Annotated in this window: 16 protein-coding genes; 5 read left to right on the top strand and 11 right to left on the bottom strand. The window is 74.5% G+C overall.

Annotated features, from left to right (window positions below; genetic code table 11):
- Positions 1–98 precede the first annotated feature (98 nt).
- From AB0J08_RS14220 to AB0J08_RS14205, 4 genes are all read right to left on the bottom strand, one after another.
- Entirely contained in the window at positions 99–1,103 is a 1,005-nt protein-coding gene (locus AB0J08_RS14220; RefSeq protein ID WP_360632211.1) for an iron-siderophore ABC transporter substrate-binding protein, read from the bottom strand.
- 107 nt (positions 1,104–1,210) lie between these two features.
- Positions 1,211–2,059, bottom strand: a complete 849-nt coding sequence (locus tag AB0J08_RS14215; RefSeq protein WP_360632208.1) for an ABC transporter ATP-binding protein — start codon at positions 2,057–2,059, stop codon at positions 1,211–1,213.
- On the bottom strand, positions 2,056–3,012 hold the full coding sequence (locus AB0J08_RS14210; protein WP_360632403.1) for an iron ABC transporter permease: 957 nt from the start codon (positions 3,010–3,012) through the stop codon (positions 2,056–2,058). The genes AB0J08_RS14215 and AB0J08_RS14210 overlap by 4 nt, the downstream gene beginning before the upstream one ends.
- 92 nt (positions 3,013–3,104) lie before the next feature.
- Entirely contained in the window at positions 3,105–4,070 is a 966-nt protein-coding gene (locus tag AB0J08_RS14205) for an iron ABC transporter permease (RefSeq protein ID WP_360632400.1), read from the bottom strand.
- 261 nt (positions 4,071–4,331) lie between these two features.
- On the opposite strand from AB0J08_RS14205, the gene AB0J08_RS14200 reads away from it, so the two are divergent.
- The 5 genes from AB0J08_RS14200 to AB0J08_RS14180 all read left to right on the top strand — a co-directional run bounded on the left by AB0J08_RS14200 (position 4,332) and on the right by AB0J08_RS14180 (position 9,605).
- The gene (locus tag AB0J08_RS14200; RefSeq protein WP_360632205.1) at positions 4,332–5,117 is read left to right on the top strand and encodes a (2Fe-2S)-binding protein; all 786 of its coding nucleotides are present in this window, start codon (positions 4,332–4,334) and stop codon (positions 5,115–5,117) included.
- Positions 5,118–5,257: 140 nt separating this feature from the next.
- Positions 5,258–5,659 carry a VOC family protein gene (locus AB0J08_RS14195; protein WP_360632202.1) on the top strand — a complete coding sequence of 134 codons (402 nt, stop codon included), beginning with the start codon at positions 5,258–5,260 and terminating at the stop codon, positions 5,657–5,659.
- A 133-nt stretch (positions 5,660–5,792) separates the two neighbouring features.
- Positions 5,793–6,560, top strand: a complete 768-nt coding sequence (locus AB0J08_RS14190) for a dienelactone hydrolase family protein (protein ID WP_360632199.1) — start codon at positions 5,793–5,795, stop codon at positions 6,558–6,560.
- 286 nt (positions 6,561–6,846) lie between these two features.
- Positions 6,847–7,383 (top strand): hypothetical protein, encoded by a 537-nt coding sequence (locus AB0J08_RS14185; protein ID WP_360632196.1) that lies wholly within the window; start codon positions 6,847–6,849, stop codon positions 7,381–7,383.
- A 296-nt stretch (positions 7,384–7,679) separates the two neighbouring features.
- A complete protein-coding gene (locus tag AB0J08_RS14180) occupies positions 7,680–9,605 on the top strand; it encodes an SMI1/KNR4 family protein (protein WP_360632193.1) in 1,926 nt (641 codons plus the stop codon).
- 45 nt (positions 9,606–9,650) lie between these two features.
- Here AB0J08_RS14180 and AB0J08_RS14175 read toward each other — a convergent pair whose 3' ends face one another.
- The 7 genes from AB0J08_RS14175 to AB0J08_RS14145 all read right to left on the bottom strand — a co-directional run bounded on the left by AB0J08_RS14175 (position 9,651) and on the right by AB0J08_RS14145 (position 16,028).
- Positions 9,651–10,148, bottom strand: coding sequence for a hypothetical protein (locus AB0J08_RS14175; protein ID WP_360632190.1), 498 nt, complete (start codon positions 10,146–10,148; stop codon positions 9,651–9,653).
- Positions 10,145–10,534, bottom strand: a complete 390-nt coding sequence (locus AB0J08_RS14170) for a hypothetical protein (RefSeq protein WP_360632187.1) — start codon at positions 10,532–10,534, stop codon at positions 10,145–10,147. Before AB0J08_RS14170 ends, AB0J08_RS14175 begins: the two co-directional genes overlap by 4 nt.
- Positions 10,531–12,090 (bottom strand): hypothetical protein, encoded by a 1,560-nt coding sequence (locus tag AB0J08_RS14165; RefSeq protein ID WP_360632184.1) that lies wholly within the window; start codon positions 12,088–12,090, stop codon positions 10,531–10,533. Before AB0J08_RS14165 ends, AB0J08_RS14170 begins: the two co-directional genes overlap by 4 nt.
- Complete coding sequence (locus AB0J08_RS14160) at positions 12,087–12,431, bottom strand: type VII secretion target (protein ID WP_360632181.1); 345 nt, start codon at positions 12,429–12,431, stop codon at positions 12,087–12,089. The genes AB0J08_RS14165 and AB0J08_RS14160 overlap by 4 nt, the downstream gene beginning before the upstream one ends.
- 215 nt (positions 12,432–12,646) lie before the next feature.
- Complete coding sequence (locus AB0J08_RS14155) at positions 12,647–13,945, bottom strand: MFS transporter (RefSeq protein ID WP_360632176.1); 1,299 nt, start codon at positions 13,943–13,945, stop codon at positions 12,647–12,649.
- A gap of 228 nt (positions 13,946–14,173) precedes the next feature.
- Positions 14,174–15,121 (bottom strand): iron-siderophore ABC transporter substrate-binding protein, encoded by a 948-nt coding sequence (locus AB0J08_RS14150; RefSeq protein ID WP_360632173.1) that lies wholly within the window; start codon positions 15,119–15,121, stop codon positions 14,174–14,176.
- A gap of 88 nt (positions 15,122–15,209) precedes the next feature.
- Positions 15,210–16,028 (bottom strand): MerR family transcriptional regulator, encoded by an 819-nt coding sequence (locus AB0J08_RS14145; RefSeq protein WP_360632170.1) that lies wholly within the window; start codon positions 16,026–16,028, stop codon positions 15,210–15,212.
- Positions 16,029–16,229 lie beyond the last annotated feature (201 nt).

Genomic DNA, 16,229 nt, shown 5'->3' with positions numbered 1-16,229 from the left:
GGAGCCGGGCGGGGAGGCCGGCCACGAGGGTGCGAGGGGCAGGGGGCGAGGGGGCGGGGCGGGGTGGGTGCCCGCCCCCTCGCCTCCGGGGGGTGGGGCTACTTGGGCGCGTCGACGCCGGCGGCCTTGGCGATGTCGCCGAGCATGGCCTCGGCGGCCTGGACGCCGATGCCCGACATCCAGGTCTCGTCCGGCACGTTGAAGACCTTGCCGTTCTTGACGGCGTTCAGGCCCTGCCAGACCGGCGTGCCCTGGACCTCGCTCTGCTTGGTCTTGGTCGGGTCGTCGGCGACGGTGACGAAGACCAGGTCGGCGTCGGCCTGGCTGATCTGCTCGGCGCTGACCTCGACGATGTTCTCGTTCACGTCCTGGGAGGCCGGGCGGCCCAGGCCGACGTCCTTCAGCACGACGCCGCTGTAGGAGGACTTGGCGTACAGGCGGGTCGGGCCGGCCACGAAGCGGACGACCGAGGCGGTCGGCTCCTGGCCGTCGTTCTTCGCCTTGATCGCCTCGCCGAGCTTGGCCGCGCGGGCCTCGTAGTCGGTCAGCGCCTTCTTGGCCTCGGCCTCCTTGCCGAGCGCCTGGGCGTAGAGGGCGAGGTTCGCCTTCCAGGGGAAGCCGGTGGTCTCGGCGAGCACGGTCGGCGCGATGGCGTTGAGCTTGTCGTAGACCTTGGCGTGCCGGACCTTCGAGGAGAGGATCAGGTCGGGCTTCAGGGAGGCGATCAGCTCAAGGTTCGGCTCGTTCATCGGGCCGACGTCCTTGGTGTCCTTGATCTTGTCCTTGAGGTAGCTCGGGAAGCCGCCCTCGGTCTTCATGTGCGGGGAGACCGCGCCGACCGGGGTGATGCCGAGCAGCGTGACGTCGTCCAGCTCGCCGCTGTCCAGGACCACGACGCGCTTGGGCTGGGCCTTGATCTCCGCGGTGCCGGCGGCGTGCGTGACGCTGCGCGGGAAGCCGGCCGCGGCGGGCGCGGAGGCGGCGTCCCCGGCGGGCTTGGCGCCGTCGCCGCCGTTGCTGCCGCAGGCGGCGAGGAGCGTGGTGGAGAGCGCGGCGGCGAGGACGGCGGCGGGGAGTCTGCGGGCGCGGGCGGAGCGGGTCATGGCGGTTCCTTGTCTCTGGTGCGGGGGTGCCGGGCGGTTCCGGGCAGGGCAGGGCGACGGCGCGGCCCACGGGTGAGCGGGGCCGGCCGCAAGGCGGTGGGGCGGGATCAGCGGGCGGCGGCGGCCCGCCTCGTCCGGGCTCTCGGGACGACCAGCGGGGTGCCGGTCTCCGGGTCGGGCACGACCTGACAGGGCACCTGGAAGACGGCCTCCACCAGGTCGGCGGTCAGGACCTCGGCGGGGGGCCCGGCGGCGGCCAGCCGGCCGTCCTTGAGGACGACCAGGTGGTCCGCGTACCGGGCGGCCTGCCCGAGGTCGTGCAGCACCATGACGACGGTGCGCCCGGCCTCGGCGTGCAGGTCGGCGACCAGGTCGAGGACGTCCAGCTGGTGCCGGAGGTCCAGGAAGGTGGTCGGCTCGTCGAGCAGCAGCAGGTCGGTGTCCTGGGCGAGCGCGAGCGCGATCCAGGCGCGCTGGCGCTGGCCGCCGGAGAGCCGGTCCACCTGCTGGTCGCGCAGCTCGGCGGTGCCGGTGCGGGCCAGCGCGCCCTCGACGGCCGCCTGGTCGGCCTTGGACCAGGGGCTGAGCATCCGTTGGTGCGGGAAGCGGCCGAGCCGGACCAGCGACTCGACGGTGATCGCCTCGGGGGTGACGGGCTGCTGCGGGAGCAGGCCCATCCGCTTGGCGAGCGCCCGGGCGGGCATCCGGTGGATGTCGGAGCCGTCCAGGGTGATGCTGCCGGCAGACGGGTCGAGCAGCCGGACCAGGCCGCGCAGCAGAGTGGACTTGCCGCAGGCGTTCGGGCCCACGATCGCGGTCACGGCGCCGCCGGGCAGCTCCAGGTCGAGGCTGTCCACGATCACCCGGTTGCCGTAGCGCAGGTGCAGGCCGTGGGCGGCCAGGCGGTTGGCCGCCGGGTCGAGGGCGGTGGAGGCGGTCGCCACGTCGAGGGTCATCGGTTGCTCCTCTGGGGAAGCCGGCCCTGGCGGATCATCAGCACCAGGAGCCAGGGCGCGCCGAGGGTGGCGGTGACGGCACCGACCGGCAGGCCGTGGACGGGGATCACATGGAGCACGAGGAGGTCGGAGGAGAGCAGCAGCACGGCGCCGGTGAGCGCGGTGAGGCCGAGCGTGCCCAGCGTGGGCGGTCCGGCCAGCAGGCGGACCAGGTGCGGTACGGCGAGCGCCACGAAGGCGACCGGTCCGGTGAGCGCGGCGGCCAGCGAGGCCAGCGCGATGGAGAGCAGGAGCAGCAGGATCCGGTCGCGGTTCGGGCTCAGACCGAGCCCGCCGGCCGAGTCGTCGCCGAGGTCGAGCACGGCGACCCGGCGCCGGCAGAGCACCACGGCGACGGTGGTGAGCGCGATGGCGGTGCCGCCGATCCACACCTCGGTCCAGTCCCGCCCGTACAGCGAGCCGGTGGTCCACTGCATGGCGGAGGAGGCGAGCTCGGCGGGGAACCGGACGATCATCAGGTTCACGGCGGCGGCCAGGCCCTGCTGGACCGCCAGACCGACCAGTACCAGCCGGGTGACGGCCATCCGCGAGCGCCAGGCGAAGCCGCCGAGCAGCAGCGCGGCGAGCAGTCCGCCGCCGAGCGCGGCGAGCGGGATCAACTCCTGCGAGGCGCCGGTGGCGAGCATCAGCACCGCGCCGAAGGACGCGCCGCCGGTGACGCCGATGGTGTCGGGCGAGGCCAGCGGGTTGCGGAAGAGCCGTTGCAGCATCGAGCCGGCCACCGCCAGCCCGGCGCCCGCGATCAGTGCGGAGACCACCCGGGGTGCGCGGAACTCCTGCACCACCAGGACGTTCCCGGCGTCGCCGAGCCCGACCAGGGCGCGCAGTGCCTCCCAGACCGACATCTTCACCTGGCCGGTGCCGAGCGCGACGCCGGTCAGCAGCACCAGCAGCGCGGCGGCCAGCAGCGACCACGCGGCGGTGCGGGCCCGGCGGCGGGCCGCCGTGCTCACGACGGCGGTGGGCACTGCGGAGGTCAGGGCGTTCACCGGGCCACCTTCCGGGCCAGCACCGCGAGCAGCGGCGCGCCGAGGAAGGCCGTCACGATGCCGACCTCGATCTCCGACGGCCGGGCCACCAGCCGGCCCAGCACGTCGGCCGCGAGCAGCAGCAGCGGACCGGTGATCAGAGAGCCCGGCAGCAGCCAGCGGTGGTCGTTGCCGAGCAGCGGCCGCACCAGGTGCGGGGCGGCCAGCCCGACGAAGGCGATCGGCCCCGCGACGGCGACCGCGCTGCCGGCCAGCAGGACCACGCTCAGACCGCCGACCACCCGGATCCGGGTCACCGGCACACCGAGCGATTGCGCGGCCTCGTCACCGAGGGCGAGCGCGTTGAGCGAGGGGGCGACGGCGAACGCGCCGACCAGCCCGAGCACGAGGAACGGCAGCAGGGGCACCAGGGTGTCCAGGTGCCGCCCGGCGATGGAGCCGGCCAGCCAGAACCGCGCCTCGTCCAGCGTGCGGTGACTGGCCAGCATCAGCGCCGAGGTCCAGGAGGTGAGCACGACGGTGAGCACGGTGCCGCCGAGGGCCAGCCGGACCGGGTCGAGGTCGCCGCCCCGGCGGGACATCGCGTAGGCGGCCACCGCCGCGAGGGCGGCGCCGGCGAAGGCGAACCAGAGGTACTCGATCGGCCGGGTGAGCCCGAAGGCGTAGATCGCGGCGACGACGGCGAAGCCCGCCCCGGCGTTGATCCCGAGCGTGACGGGCGAGGCGAGCGGGTTGCGGGTGACGCCCTGGGCGACCGTCCCGGCGACGCCGAGCGCCGCCCCGATCGCCAGCCCGATGACCGTCCGGGGGACCCGAAGGCCGGTCACCACGTCGGCGTCGCCGCCGTGTCCGGCGCCGGTCAGGGCGTCGATCACGGTCGACAGCGGGATGGAGCGGGAGCCGAGCGCGAGGCTCAGCGCGGCGCACAGCACGAGGGCGCAGACGCCGGCGGTCAGCAGCAGCGGCCGCCGCGCCGTCGAGAGTCGGGGTACCGCCGGGGCCGTGGAGGCCGGCGGTTCGGTTTTCCACACAAGGCGAAATATTAGGTTAGGCATGCCTTATTTCGTCAAGTCCTGGTCGGCTTGGCCTGGAATCGCGTCAAATCCCGGCCGACTTGGCCCGGGTGGGGGTGTGGCCTGGTCCCGAGGGTGGCATGCCACGTATAAGGTGAGCCTCACCTTAGCCGATCTCGGGGAGTACCGATGATCTTGGGGGCCACACCCATGCCCTCCGCCCCTTGCGCCCCCTGTCCTCTCTACGCGGACTACCGGCGGCTGCTGGACCTCGGTCCGGCCCTGCGGGTCGACGTCCTCGCGGACGGCGTCCCCACCCCCGAGCGCGCCCGGGGCTGGTACTCCGCCGCCGAACTCGCGGCCGACCCGACCGCCCTGGCCGACGCGCTGGCCGGCGAGGAGGCCCGGATCGCCGCCGAACACGGCAGCGCCCCGCGTCCCCACGTCACCGCCTCCCGGCTGCTGCACCACTACCTCTGGTCGGTCTGCGTCCTGATCGCCGGCCCCTGGCACCTCGCCCGGCGGGTGCCCGTCATCGACCGCGCGGATATCTGGCTGCACGCCCCCACCGGTGACTTCGCGCTCCGCCCGCGCGCCCACAGCACCCTCCCGGGCGACGACGAGCTGCGCGCCGAGCTGCGCGCCAGCGTCGTCACCCACGTCGAGCCCCTGCTCACCGCCTTCTCCGGTGCCACCCGGCGCGGCACCCGGGCCCTGTGGGGCATGGTGACGGACGACCTGGCCTCCGCCGTCTGGTACCTCGGCCGGATGCTCGGCGAGGAGTCCGCCGCCGTCGCCGCCGCCGGGGCCGTCCTGCCCGGCGGCACCCAGCCGCTGCCCGGTGCCGCCGACTTCCGCCACCTGCACGGCGAGGACGGGCGCAGCCACCCGACCCGCACCCGGCTCGGCTGCTGCCTCTACTACGCGATCCGGCCGGACTCCGCCTGCATCACCTGCCCCCGGACGCCGGACGAGGAGCGCCTGCGGCGGCTCTGACGCGGCGGTTCCGCTACGCGGCCCTGATGCGGCGGCCCTGATGCGGCGGCTCTGATGCGCCGGTTCCGGTGCGGCCGTTCCGGTACGGCGGTTCTGATGCGGCGTCGGGGCGGGTCCGGCGGACGGGTACGCTCGCCCGCATGATCGATTCGACGATGCGGGTGCGGGTCGCCCGCCCCTCCCGGGACCTCGCCGCCGCCGAGCGGTTCTACGTCGACGGCCTGGGCCTCGACATCCTCTGGCGCAGCACCGAGCGGGTCTCCGGCGAGCACGACCTGCTCATGGTCGGCCCGGCCGGCGGCAGCTGGCACTTCGAGCTCACCCACGACCCGGAGCACCCGCTGGAGCCGACGCCGACCGTCGACGACCTCTTCGTCGTCTACCTGGGCGCACCGGTCGACGAGACCGCCGTGGCCCGGCTGGAGGCCGCAGGCGGTACCCGGGTCACCGCGCACAACCCGTACTGGGACGAGTTCGGCGTGACCGTCGCCGACCCCGACGGCTACCGGCTGGTGCTCTGCAGCCGCAGCTGGAACGCCTGACCCGGGGCCGGTCCGGGGCCCGGCGCGGAGCCGGTCCCGGTGCCCGGCAGACACCCTGACGCCGTGTCGGGCACGGCATGCGGTCGGTAGCCTGCGGGGCGACGACCGTACGACGAGCTGAGGAGCACCGATCGTGAGCACCCCCGTGCGCGGCACCTCCGTGGACATCCCGACGGCCGACGGCATCGCCGACGCCTACCTGGCCCACCCGGACGACGGCCTGGCCCACCCCGCCGTCCTGCTGTACATGAACGCGTTCGGCCTGCGCCCGTTCCTGGAGTCGATGGCGGACCGGATCGCGGCCGAGGGCTACACCGTGCTGCTGCCCAACGTGTTCTACCGGCAGGGCCGCGCTCCGCTGGTCGAGCTGCCCGCGCCACCCGCGCTGATCGACCCGGCCACCGATCCCGTACTGCTGGAGCGGCTGGGCGCGCTCATGCAGGGGCACACCGCCGAGGACGCGGTGCGGGACGCCGACGCCTACCTGCGCTGGCTCGCCGACTCCCCGCTGACCGTCGACGGGCCGGCCGGCATCACGGGCTACTGCCTCGGCGCCATCCTGGCGCTGCGCACGGCCGCCGCCCACCCGGACCGCGTCGCCGCGGCGGCCGGATTCCACGGCGGCCTCCTCGCCCCCGAGGCCGCGGACAGCCCGCACCTGGCCGCCCACCGCGTCACCGGCGAGCTGTACTTCGGCCATGCCGACCAGGATCCGTCGCTGCCCGCCGAGCAGATCGAGCGCCTGGCGAAGGCCCTGACGGAGGCCGGCGTCCGCCACACCTGCGAGGTGTACGAGGGCGCGCCGCACGGGTTCACCCAGGCCGACTCCACCGCGTACCGCGCCGAGGCGGACGCCCGGCACTGGGCGGCCCTGCTGGCGCTGCTGAAGCGCGCGCTCTGAGCGGACGCGGGGTGCTCCCGGAGTGGGAAGTCGGCCCTGTCGACTTCCCGCTCCTCGGCGGTGGGCTCCGGGGCGGTGGGCCCCGGGGGAAGGACCGGAGCCGCTGTTCCACCCATGTCGGCTCACTCCAGCCAGGCCGCCGGGCGGCCCGGCCCGCCCGGCGGCCCGCTCCCTGCTCACGCGTCTGCGGACCGGCTGGCGTTCCGTCCGCCTCGTGGTCGGCCAACTCGGCCGGCATTCCGGTACGTTGGCCTGGTAGCGATGGGCGCCGGGGGAGGGCCGAGTCGTGCGGTGGGTGTTCAGGGTCGCCACTCTGGTGGCCGTGCTGGCGGTGCTGGCCGGTTCGCTCTGGCTGGTGTGGGCCCTGGTGGGCGTACGGATCGTGGCGGCGGCCGGCATCGGGCCGGTCGACGGGGTGGTGACCGTGGTGAGGTGCTACCAGACGACGGACTCCGACGGCAATGACGACGGCATCGACTGTCAGGGGCAGTACACGCCGGCGGACGCGGTCGGGCCCGGGCGGGCGATCACCTTGAGCGATGCCAAGGAGTCCTATCCGGCCGGGCAGCGGGTGGAGGTCCGGCTGGCGGGGGGCCGCGCGTTCCAGGACTCCGGGTTCGCGCTGATCAAGTACGGCATGTTCGCGGCCGTCCTGCTCGCCCTCGGGGTGTCCGCCGCGGGCTGGCTGGTCGACACGGTCCGGCGCGGCGAGGCCGGGTCCGACGGCTTCCTGCCGGTGTTCTGCATCGGCCCGCTCGCCGTGGTGGCCGCCGCCGTGCCGGTCCTGCTGATCGTCGTCGGGGTGCGGGCGCTGATCCGGTGAGCGGTCGGCACCTCGCGTCCTCCGTGGGAGGCGGTCCGTTCGGGCCGGTCCTCGCCGTGCGTCGGTCGATGCCCTCCCAGACGACGGTCGTCCTCGCCTCCGGCGGATCGGCGTCGAGGTCCACGACTCGGAGCCGCAGCGGGCCTTGTGTCCCGGGCCGTCCGAAGAGGGAGACTTCCGCCCGTGGAGCAGCCGTTGTCCGCGATCGACGCGGCATCGGTGATCGATGTGGCATCGCCGCCCGGACACCGGTCGGGGCGTCGGCCTTGTCGGTGGTGCGTGCGAGGATCACCGCCATGACCGAGGAGACCTTCGAATGGCGCCCCTTCCTCACCCGGTGGAGCGAGGAGTGGGCCGGTGCCCGCGACGACTCCGCCGCTTCGCGACCGGAGGACGAAGCGGCGCGCCGTGCGGGCTGGTTGGGCTTCGAGCCGGCCACCGCGGAGCGACTGGCGGCGGCCGAGCGGCGGCTGGGGCGGCGGCTGCCGCCGTCGTACCGGGCGTTCCTGGAGGTCACCGACGGGTGGCGGCACGCGGGCGGCTCCGTGTACCGGCTGGCCGGTACGGAGGGCGCCCGCTGGCACGAGGACTCCTCGGGATTCAGCGAGTACTTCGACGGCGAGCTCGAAGGCATGTGGGAGCGGGCGCTCCAACTGGACACGGAGTCGGACCTGACGTTCGTCCTGCTCGATCCGTCGGCGGTGGACGACGACGGCGAGTGGGCGGTCTACTGCCACAAGGTGTGGGCGCACAGCGAGCCCACCCGGTACGGCTCCTTCCGGGAGTTCATGGTGGCGATGTACCGCGAGTTCCACCGGCTCACCGCCCACCGCACCGGGGACGCCTTCGAGAACGGCACCACCCGCCGGCTGGACGCCTGCGTCGAGGTCGCCCGGCTGGACGCGCTGCGCGGGGCGTACGGGCAGGCGGCCGCGGCGCTGGCGGAGGCCGTGGACTTCGGCCGGCCGCGGGCCGTCGGCATGCTCGACCAGCTCCGCCGCCTCCAGGGCGAGACCTACACGGTGAGTTACGGCGAGCTGCCGCCCGACCCGCTCTACTCCTCCGAGGTGGTGCCCGTGCTGGCCCTGGAGCAGGTGCACTCGCACCACGACGCGGCGGTCTGGGGCTTTCGCGTGCGGCCCGCCTCCGACGAGGCGCGCGCCGAGGCCGACGTGATCCTGCGGGAGGTGGCGGAGCTGACGTACCGCTACACCGCACCCGGCCCGTTCGGCGCGGCCGTCGACCAGGCGCGCGAGCTGGCCCGCTGGGGCGCCGCGGAGGCCGCCTGGCACACGCTGCTCGCCGCGCTCCCGTACTGGACGCCGGTCGGGCCGGACCACCTGGCGCCGATCGGCCTGCTGGCGGATGCCGTACTGGGACCGCTGGTCACGCCGGAGCGCGGGCGTGAGCTGCTGGCCACCGCGAGGGGTACCGGTGCGCCCGCCGTCGAGCGGTCCGCGGGGCCGGCCGGGCAGCGGTTCGACGAGGACGGCCTGGAGTGGCTGGCCGGCCACCGGCCGGGCAGCGCCCGCCCGGCCGCGTACCGCTTCGTGCTGGTGGAGGGTGCGGCGCCGGACGAGCTGCCCGCTCGCCTCGGCATCGAGCCGGCCGAGGGAGCCGAGGGGTCCCCGGGCGCCGCCCTGAACGCCCCGATGGGGAGCCGGGAGGCATGGCAGCACCGGTACGGCGGCGGAGTGAGTTCCAGCTACGACGACCGCGCACTGGCCGCGGTCGGGTGGGCGGGCGGCTCCGGCTGGAGCTTCGCCTTCGACGCGGAGCCGGCCCCGTACCACGGGCCCCGGTTCGAGTCCCCGGCGGCCGCCGCCTCGCGCGGTGGCGGCCGGGCGGTGGTGGTCTGGTCGGAGCCCGCGGGCGGCCTGTTCCACCTCTCCGTCGCCGACGGCGGGGCGGAGTGCTACGCGTTCACCGTCCAGGGCCCCGAGATCCGGCGCACCGGCGGCGCGATACCGCCCGCGCTCGACCCGGAGCGCCTCCTCTGCCCGCCCGCGCACGGGCCCCAGGACGAGTCGCAGCACGGGCCGCAGCGCGAGGGTGAGCGGCGCGCACTCGCGGCGGTGGCCGCCGAGTTCGGGGTGAGCCTGCCCCGGTTCGCCCTCACCGAGGGTCGGCTGCACACCTTCACCACCCGCTCCTGGACGCGCCCGCCGGGCCCCGGGGAGACCTACGTCGTGGCCACCGTCGGTCTGCCGTCCGCGCGCTGACGGCGCGCTGACGGCAGACCGGGGGCGGGCCGCGGCCCGCCCCCGTCAGCCGACGGTGACCCGGACGTCCTTGACCGCCAGCACCTTGCAGGAGGCGGCGTTGCCCGGCTCCCGGCAGGAGGCGCGGTCGACGTAGTGCCAGGTGAGCGTGGTGCTGCCGGCGGCGGTCGCGGTCCAGGTCTGGCGGACGGTGTGGCCGCAGCCGGCGGAGTCGGGCGGGCAGCTGCTCAGCTTGGCGTCGGCGCCCCGGCGCAGGACGGCCGGGTCTCCCTCGCCGGACAGCTGCCAGCCGTGCGGGAGCGGGGCGGAGGTCAGGCTGACGCCCACCGAGCCGCCGACGGCCAGGCGGACGTCGGCCGGCTCGAAGGCGGGCTTCCCGCCGGCCACGGCCTCCGCCTCCAGGTCGGCGGGCAGCGCGAGGGCGGTGTCCGGCTGCTTGTCGGACGACGATCCGCCGGAGGACGAGCAGCCGGCCACCGGCGCCAGCACCAGCAGGGCGGCCGCCGCGAGGGCGAGCGGGCGGGGAAGGGAGCGGACGGTCACGCGCTGCCCGCCTCCCGGGCGTTGCGCCGTAGCTCGATCAGCGCCGCGACCTCCGCCAGCCAGCGCGCGAACAGGTGCTCGCGCCCGAGGTCGGCGCCGCTCGCGGCGGCGGCCTGCAGCCACTCGCGGACGACGGTCCGGCCGGGCTCGCCGATCACGGGCTCGGGCAGCGCGAGGGCGGCCGCGAAACCGCCGGCGCGGACGTGCTGGGCGAGGAAGCCCAGCGGGTACGGGCCGATGCTCGCCTCCTCGGCCCGGTGGGCGGCGGCGATGGCGGCCTCGGTGAACAGGGCCTGGCGCGGGCCGCCGGCGAGCAGCAGGCCACGGGTGATGGCGGCGGGGACGTCGAGGTCCGCGAGTTCGGCGTCCGGGCGGACGTTCGTCATTTCGGCAGCTCCAGCGCGGTCGACTTGTTCAGGGGGTGTTCGCCGGGGGTCAGTCCGCCGAGCTGGCTGTTGACGAACTGCTCCTCGGTCACCCAGGAGGTGAAGCCCCAGGGGTTGTAGACCTGCAGCTTGTCACCGTCCCGCCCGATGATCATCATCTGGTGGCCCGAGTCGTTGTTCCGCACGGTGATCGGGACGGGCAGGCCCTCGTCGACGGACTTCTCGATCCGTGCCAGCGCCTTCCGGCGGTCCTCGTCGCTCTCCAGCTCGACGTGCTCGTAGTCGGCGCCGGTGGCCTTGCCGAGGTCCTTGTCGGCCAGGTAGGTCTGGGCCTTGTCGCCGAGACCGCTGTCCACCTGCGGGTAGACCTTCTTGTTCCCGTCGACCCGCTGGCCGTCCTTGTACTCGTTGATGTACGTGTCCTGCAGCCGCTTCTCGAAGTTCTGCGGGGAGTCGGCGCCGGGGACGTCGGGCGTGCCGCCGGTGGTCAGCTGGAGCATCAGCATCGGGTCCAGCTTGGCCTGGGCGATCACCGTGGAGGCGGCCACGCAGTCGCCGACGTTGCGCTGCGAATAGAGGTTGTAGCCGTCGATGTTGACGTTCTGGCCACCGTAGGTGACGTCGATGTTGTCCGAGGACTCCCGGCCGGTGTCGCCGGTGCTGGTCGCCGGCACGAGGTGCTTGGCGAGCCAGGCCGGGTCGTCGCCGTGCGGGTGGATCTGGGCGTCGAACTGCTGGATGTCGGCGACCGAGTGCCCGGAGGCCAGCGCCTTCCAGAGGTAGGCCGCCTCCTCGGGGGACTTCGCGCCGGACAGCAGGGCGCGGAACGCCGCCTGGTCGGCACCGGTCATCACGCCGAGGGTCTGGGTGGCCCGGTCGAGCTGGTTGGGCGTGAGGATGTAGCCGCCGTCCTCGCCCGCGCCGGGGTTCTTCTCGGTGGCCAGGACCACCGCCGCCAGCGGGTCGAGCGAGCCCATGCCGGCGCGCGAGGCGCGCGCCATGGACGCCAGCTGGTTCAGCTTGCTGGCGGTGCTGGTACCGGTGTTCTCCACCCGCCGGGCCGCCGCGAGCCGGGCGTCGACGCCGGCCAGCGCGGTCGCCATCGCGTCCTGGTCGAAGCCGCCCGGATCCTCCCGGGCCCGCTCGTCGGCGGACTGCAGCTGCTGACGGCCCTGGGCGTCGGTCTTCTTCGCCCAGTCCAGCTCGCTCGCCCAGGTGTCCAGCAGGACGGCCGCCTGGGCGAGGGTCTGCTGGGAGGTGGTGGTCTCCTCCGACATCGCGTGGATCGCCTGGGTGGCGTGCTCCGCCACCGAGCCGCTCCAGACCGCGGGCAGCTGGTTGGTGGCTATCCCGGAGAGGTCCTGCGAGGCCTGGCCGAAGGAGGCCGCCGCCCGTGCGTAGTCCTTGGCCCGGGCCTGTACCGCACTCACGTCGCCGACCGGCTCCGGCACGGCCAGCGCCTGTTCGATCCCCTCCAGCAGATGGAGGTTGGCGAACATGAAGTTCACCTTCTCGATGGTGTGCCGGGCGTGCTCCAGATCCTTGACCTTGCTCACCGGCCGCCACCCGCCGGCACCAGCGAAGCCGTGATGGCCTTCTCCGCGTTGCGGTAGTTCGCCGTGGTGGTCGACATCTTCTGTGACAGCTCGTCGAGTGCGCGCTGCGTGACGGTGATCTCCTTCGACCAGGCGCTGTCGAAGGCGGACCACGCGTTGTCCACGCCGAACTCACCGAACGCGGTGGGCGCGTAGCAGACCGAGCCCGCGTATGCGGTCTTGGCCGCGGCGATGTCCGTCGCCGTCTTGTTCAGCTGCTCAGTGACGCCGCTCAGACCGGCCACGCTGACGCCGTATCCGTCCCCGCCGCCGCCGGCGCCCGGCGCTGCTCCGTCGCTCATGGTTCCCCGTTCCCCCGTCTCCCGGTCCGTCAGTCCACATGTCGCCGATGCCCGCGCGACGGTACGGCGCGGACACCGGGGGGAGAGCCTAACCCGTGGTGGGGGATCCGGTGTTACGCCCGGGAGGGTCGCACCGGCTTCTCGTTCTCTTCGCGGCGGGTACGCGTCGGCTCCATGTCCTGCGCGGAATCCGCGCCTCGGCTTGGGGTGGCCTTTCACATCGGCGCCGCACCCGGTACGGGGCGCGGGTCACGGGCCGGACCGGCGTGATCCGCCGGCGCCGCGTCACCCGCCGACCTCGCGTCACCAGCCGAGCCCGCGGCCGCCCTCGCGGCCGCCCTCGCGGCCGCTCCCGCCTCGCGGCGGGGGTAGCGGCGGTCGGTGGCCGTCGACGCGGCGAGCAGCAGGGCGGCCGCCGCGGCGACCACGGTGATCCGGAACGGCGCATCGGGCGCGAGGTGGTCGGCCGCCCAGCCGCCGAGGAACGTCCCCGCCGACTGGGCCAGGATGATCGCGCTGACCAGCGCCGCCATCGCCTCGCCGAGCCGCGCCGCCGGCACGGTCCGCTCCGCCAGGCCGAACATGGTGATCATCTGGGGCGCGACGGCCACGCCCAGACACCCCACGGCCGCGGCCAGGGCGGCCACGCCACCGCCGGCGAAGAGCAGCAGCACGGAGGTGGCGAAGAGCAGGAGCGTCCCGGCCCGCAGACGGGCCGCCAGTTCCCAGCGGGCCGGCAGGGCGGCGGTGGCGATGCCCGCGAAGGCACTGGTGAGGCCCATGAAGCCGTAGATCAGCCCGGCCGCGCCCGGCTGCCCGATCGCGTCCGTGGTGGCGGTGACCCCGACCTGCACCGAGCCGAAGCAAGCGCCCAGCAGAGCCATCCCGGCGAGCAGCAGTACGTACGGAGTGCTCACCAGGCGCTCGGCGGGGCGCAGTCGGGAGCCGCGTCCGGTCCCGGGCGGCGCGGTCGGGTGCAGCGCGAACAGGGTGGCGCCGACGCCGACCAGCACGGCCGCCGTGAGCAGTCCGACGGCCGGGGAGGCCAGCGTGGCGAGCAGGCCGACCAGGGCTGGACCGGCGGTGAAGCTGATCTCGTCCACGATGCCGTCGAGCGAGAGCATCGAGGACGTCAACTCCGCCTCCCCGCCAGCCAGCCGGACCCAGCGGCTGCGCGACAGCGGTCCGACCAGCGGGGCCGAGAGGCCGATCAGCGCGGCCGGGGCGATCTGCGGAGCGAGCGGCAGGCCGCTCTCGGACGCGGCGACCAGCCCGACGGTGCGCTGCCCGCGTCGGTCCGCGAGCCGGCCGACCAGCGGCCCGCCGACCGCCTGCCCGACGGCCAGTGCCCCGGCCACCACCGAGCCGCGCCAGACGCTGTCGGTGTTGCGGGTGACCAGCAACAGGGTGCCGATCGGGCACATCGCGTTCGGCAGCCGGCCGAGCAGCGACCAGAGCAGGACCGGACCGCCCGTCAGCTGCGCCGCCGAGCGGAACTTCGTGACCACGGACATGTGTTGACCCCCACACGGAGCCGGAGTGGGCGCCCGCCTCCCACCACCGGCCCGACCTGGTGGCAGCGGCCCGCGGGTGAGTTCCGACCGTACGGCCCGGATGATCGACCGGGTAACCGTGCGATCACCCAGCGCAGCCGAACCGAGGCGCTCGGTCACCTTGGAGGACCACCCAACGACGGGCCGCCCACCGGCCGATGGAACGTCCGGCCCCGGCGCCCGCCCGGCTCAGCCGACCAGGTTGGTGCGGATCTGGTCCAGGATCAGCCTCGCGCCCGTGTAGCCGATGCCGAGCATCCAGAGGCCGTCGTCCACCTGGTACACCCGCCCGGCACGCACCGCGTCCAGGTTCTTCCAGAGCGACCCGTCGATGATCCTGGACCGGTCCGACTTGGCCGCGTCGCCGTACACCGAGTAGAAGATGACGTCGGCCGCAGCCTGGTCGACCTGCTCGGGGCTGATCTCGATGGAGAAGCCGGGCTTGTCCTGGTTGGCCGGCCGGCCCATGCCGAGGTCCTTGAGGAGCGAGCCGACGAAGGTGTCGTTCAGGTAGAGCCGGGTGGGCGCGCCGGCCAGGAAGCGGGCCATCTCCACCCTGGTGGCCGCCGCCTTCGCCGGCCCGCCGAGGGCGGTGACCAGCTCGGCCACCGCGGCCCGGTACGCCGACTCCGCGGCCGCGGCCTCGCTCTGGCGGCCCAGGGCCTCGGCGTGCAGTCGGACGTTCTCCTTCCAGGCGGGCCCGGTGGTTCCGGTCAGGACGGTCGGCGCGATCTTGGACAGTTCGTCGTACCGCTTGTCGTCGCGGACCCGGTTGCTCAGGATCAGGTCCGGCTTCAGCGCGGCGATGCTCTCCAGGTTGGGCTGGCCGATGGTGCCGACGGCCCTGGTCCCGGCCAGCCGGTCGGCCGACAGGTAGCCGGAGAACGGCGCGCCCTCGGCGACGGTGGTGGCGCCGACGGGGATGACGCCGAGCGTGACCACGGCGTCCAGGGCGTCGGTGTCCAGGGCGACGACCCGGGTGGCGCGCTCCGGCACCGCACTCTCGCCGCGCGCGTGCCGCACGACACGGGTGGCGGCCGGTGCGGCCCCCGGGCGGCTCCCGGACGAGCCGCAGGCGGCGAGCACCAGTCCGGAGGCGAGGGTGAGCACGGTGCGGCGGGGCAGGGCGGGGGGCATCGGGCGACTCCGTTCCGGCGGGCGGCGGGGTGCCCCGATCCCTGCCCGCCGGCGGGCGCGGCTACGCCCGCGGGCGGGCGCGCGCCGGTCAGCCTTCCGCGAGCTCGCGGTCGTCCTCGCGGTCGTTCCCGCGGTCGTCCTCGCGCTGCTCCAGCCGCTGCCGCAGGAGTTCGTCGTACTCGGCGTGCACCCGTCGGTCCATGGCCAGGGCGAACTGGGCGTCCGTGACCGTCCGCGCCAGCGGTCGCACGCGCAGGATCTGCTCGGTGAGGCGGGCCGCCTCACCGGGGGCCAGCGGGGTGTCGGCGGCGAGCGGGCCGAGGAGCTGGTCGCGGACCAGCGCGGTGAAGATCTCGGCGATCGCGTCCACGTGTTCCTGGGTGCGGCGGCTCGCCTCCAGTACCAGCGAGAGCGGCACCCCCTCGGCGACCAGGGCGGTCGTGGCGTCCAGCAGCCGGCGGCTGACGTGGGTGATCCCGTCCTCCTCGACCGTGACGTAGCCCTGGGCGACGGACTCGGTGGTGTTCTCCTCGGTGAGCTGGTCGCCGAAGGTGGCCTTCAGCTCGTCCCAGTCCAGGTGGACCGGCGTCTCGTCCGACCAGGGCGCGACGATCGCCGCCTCCAGGCCGATCAGCTCGGCGACGTCCCGCCCGCTCTCGCCGGCGCCGATCAGCTCGGCGATCCCGCCCAGGGTGTGGCCTCGTTCCAGCAGCTCGGCGATCACCCGCAGCCGGGCCAGGTGGGCCTCGCCGTACCAGGCGATCCGGCCCTCCTTGCGCGGCGGCTGGAGCAGTTTGCGCTCGCGGTAGAAGCGCAGCGTCCGGGTGGTGATGCCGGCCGCCTCGGCCAGCTCCTCGACCCGGTACTCGCGCCGTCCGTCGTCCGCTGCTGCTCTGACCTTGTCCACGGCGCTCAGCATAGGACCGGCGGTCGCCGAAGTGACGTGGTCGGGCTTCTTCCCTCCGCTGTCGCCAAGGGCTACTCTGCCAATCGTGCCAGTGATTGCTGGCACGGTCATCGCGACGGCACGACGGCACCATGGCAGGACGCACGACGGCACGTCGCGGCAGTGCGCACCTCACGGCCCCCACCCTCAGGAGGACGCCGC

It is taken from the genome of Kitasatospora sp. NPDC050463 (genome assembly GCF_040655255.1).
Taxonomy (GTDB): Bacteria; Actinomycetota; Actinomycetes; order Streptomycetales; family Streptomycetaceae; genus Kitasatospora.
The sequence above is the reverse complement of the archived record's forward strand: the minus strand, read 5'-3'. Positions and strand labels throughout refer to the sequence as shown.

Excerpts from the sequence above, each read along its gene's own strand:
- AB0J08_RS14220 (WP_360632211.1), bottom strand. The coding sequence starts at position 1,103 with ATGACCCGCTCCGCCCGCGCCCGCAGACTCCCCGCCGCCGTCCTCGCC.
- AB0J08_RS14215 (WP_360632208.1), bottom strand. The coding sequence starts at position 2,059 with ATGACCCTCGACGTGGCGACCGCCTCCACCGCCCTCGACCCGGCGGCC.
- AB0J08_RS14200 (WP_360632205.1), top strand. The coding sequence starts at position 4,332 with ATGCCCTCCGCCCCTTGCGCCCCCTGTCCTCTCTACGCGGACTACCGG.
- AB0J08_RS14195 (WP_360632202.1), top strand. The coding sequence starts at position 5,258 with ATGATCGATTCGACGATGCGGGTGCGGGTCGCCCGCCCCTCCCGGGAC.
- AB0J08_RS14180 (WP_360632193.1), top strand. The coding sequence starts at position 7,680 with ATGACCGAGGAGACCTTCGAATGGCGCCCCTTCCTCACCCGGTGGAGC.
- AB0J08_RS14170 (WP_360632187.1), bottom strand. The coding sequence starts at position 10,534 with ATGACGAACGTCCGCCCGGACGCCGAACTCGCGGACCTCGACGTCCCC.
- AB0J08_RS14160 (WP_360632181.1), bottom strand. The coding sequence starts at position 12,431 with ATGAGCGACGGAGCAGCGCCGGGCGCCGGCGGCGGCGGGGACGGATAC.
- AB0J08_RS14155 (WP_360632176.1), bottom strand. The coding sequence starts at position 13,945 with ATGTCCGTGGTCACGAAGTTCCGCTCGGCGGCGCAGCTGACGGGCGGT.
- AB0J08_RS14150 (WP_360632173.1), bottom strand. The coding sequence starts at position 15,121 with ATGCCCCCCGCCCTGCCCCGCCGCACCGTGCTCACCCTCGCCTCCGGA.